The organism is Asticcacaulis aquaticus (genome assembly GCF_028550415.1).
GTDB classification, from domain to species: Bacteria; Pseudomonadota; Alphaproteobacteria; order Caulobacterales; family Caulobacteraceae; genus Asticcacaulis; species Asticcacaulis aquaticus.
The window spans coordinates 1-2,500 of record NZ_JAQQKX010000031.1 but is presented as its reverse complement, the minus strand read 5'-3'; the positions used below and the strand labels follow the sequence as shown (position 1 = coordinate 2,500).

General features: G+C 53.0%; 2 rRNA genes (1 of these 2 cut by a window edge). Both read left to right on the top strand.

The features are described from left to right. A 23S ribosomal RNA gene (locus tag PQU92_RS18675) occupies nucleotides 1–2,230 on the top strand (it extends 558 nt beyond the left edge of the window). Nucleotides 2,231–2,370: 140 nt separating this feature from the next. After that, nucleotides 2,371–2,485, top strand: a 5S ribosomal RNA gene (gene rrf, locus PQU92_RS18670). Nucleotides 2,486–2,500 lie beyond the last annotated feature (15 nt).

The window sequence follows — 2,500 nt, the reverse complement described above, 5'->3', positions numbered from 1 at the left end:
AGCCTACAAGCAGTCGGAGCGCCCAAGCGGCGTGACGGCGTACCTTTTGTATAATGGGTCAGCGACTTCATGTGCCGAGCAAGCTTAAGCCGTTAGGTGTAGGCGTAGCGAAAGCGAGTTTGAATAGAGCGTTAAGTTCGTCGCATGACGACCCGAAACCAGGTGATCTATCCATGAGCAGGATGAAGGTTGGGTAACACCAACTGGAGGTCCGAACCCGTGAATGTTGAAAAATTCTGGGATGACTTGTGGATAGGGGTGAAAGGCCAATCAAACCTGGACATAGCTGGTTCTCCGCGAAATCTATTTAGGTAGAGCGTCAGATGAATACCTTAGGGGGTAGAGCACTGGATGGTTGCGGGCGGCGCGAGCTGTACCAATACTAACCAAACTCCGAATACCTAAGAGTACTATCTGGCAGACACACGGCGGGTGCTAACGTCCGTCGTGAAAAGGGAAACAACCCTAACCATCATCTAAGGCCCCCAAGTTATGGCTAAGTGGGAAACGATGTGGGATTGCATTGACAATCAGGAGGTTGGCTTAGAAGCAGCCATCCTTTAAAGAAAGCGTAACAGCTCACTGATCAAGCGATCCTGCGCGGAAAATGTAACGGGGCTCAAGCCATGCGCCGAAGATATGGGTTCACGTAAGTGAGCGGTAGCGGAGCGTTCCGTAAGCCTGAGAAGGTCAATCGTGAGGTTGGCTGGAGGTATCGGAAGTGAGAATGCTGACATGAGTAGCGATAAAGAGTGTGAGAGACACTCTCGCCGAAAGACCAAGGGTTCCTGCGTAAAGCTAATCTGCGCAGGGTTAGCCAGCCCCTAAGGCGAGGCCGAAAGGCGTAGTCGATGGGAATCCGGTGAATATTCCGGAGCCAGTATGAAGTGACGGATGGCGTAAGTTGTTGGGGCTTATTGGATTGTTCCCAGCAGCGAAGTTGTCCCTGGAAATAACTCATACATAGACTGTACCCGAAACCGACACAGGTGGTCAGGTAGAGTATACCAAGGCGCTTGAGAGAACTATGCTGAAGGAACTCGGCAAATTACACGCGTAACTTCGGGATAAGCGTGACTTACTCTGCGCAAGCAGTACTAAGTGGCACAAGCCAGGGGGTAGCGACTGTTTATCAAAAACACAGGGCTCTGCGAAGCTGTAAAGCGACGTATAGGGTCTGACGCCTGCCCGGTGCCGGAAGGTTAAAAGGAGTGGTGCAAGCTGCGAATTGAAGCCCCGGTAAACGGCGGCCGTAACTATAACGGTCCTAAGGTAGCGAAATTCCTTGTCGGGTAAGTTCCGACCTGCACGAATGGCGTAACGACTTCCCCACTGTCTCCAGCATAGGCTCAGCGAAATTGAATTCCCCGTGAAGATGCGGGGTTCCCGCGGTCAGACGGAAAGACCCTATGAACCTTTACTATAGCTTCGCCTTGGCGTTAGCAGCAACATGTGTAGGATAGGTGGGAGGCTATGAAACCGGGGCGCCAGTCTCGGTGGAGCCATCCTTGAAATACCACCCTTATTGCTGTTGACGTCTAACCGCGGTCCTTACATCAGGATCCGGGACATGGCGTGGTGGGTAGTTTGACTGGGGCGGTCGCCTCCCAAAGTGTAACGGAGGCGCGCGATGGTGGGCTCAGAACGGTCGGAAATCGTTCGATGAGTGCAATGGCATAAGCCCGCCTGACTGCGAGACTGACAAGTCGAGCAGAGACGAAAGTCGGCCATAGTGATCCGGTGGTCCTGCGTGGAAGGGCCATCGCTCAACGGATAAAAGGTACTCTAGGGATAACAGGCTGATTTTGCCCAAGAGTCCATATCGACGGCAAAGTTTGGCACCTCGATGTCGGCTCATCACATCCTGGGGCTGGAGCAGGTCCCAAGGGTATGGCTGTTCGCCATTTAAAGTGGTACGTGAGCTGGGTTCAGAACGTCGTGAGACAGTTTGGTCCCTATCTGCCGTGGGTGTTCGAGACTTGAGAGGATCTGTCCCTAGTACGAGAGGACCGGGATGGACATACCTCTGGTGGACCTGTCGTGGCGCCAGCCGCGCAGCAGGGTAGCTAAGTATGGAATAGATAACCGCTGAAAGCATCTAAGCGGGAAACTAACCTCAAAACAAGGTCTCGCTGAGGATCGTGGAAGACTACCACGTTGATAGGCCGGGTGTGGAAGCTCCGTGAGGAGTGAAGCTAACCGGTACTAATAATCCGATCGGCTTGATCGTTCCCTCAGCAAAACTCATTGATACACAACACACACAGTCGTTCACTGTGCATACAATGTCTTCTCGCTTAACCCACTTCACAAGGACCGTAGGCCGCAAGCCCAGGGACACTTTGAAGTGCGTAACTTGTGTTTGATTGACCTGGTGGCTATGCCGGTTGGTCCCCACCCGATCCCATTCCGAACTCGGTCGTTAAGCCTGCCAGGGCCAATGGTACTTCGTCTTAAGGCGCGGGAGAGTAGGTCGTCGCCAGGTCTATCAAACACAAGC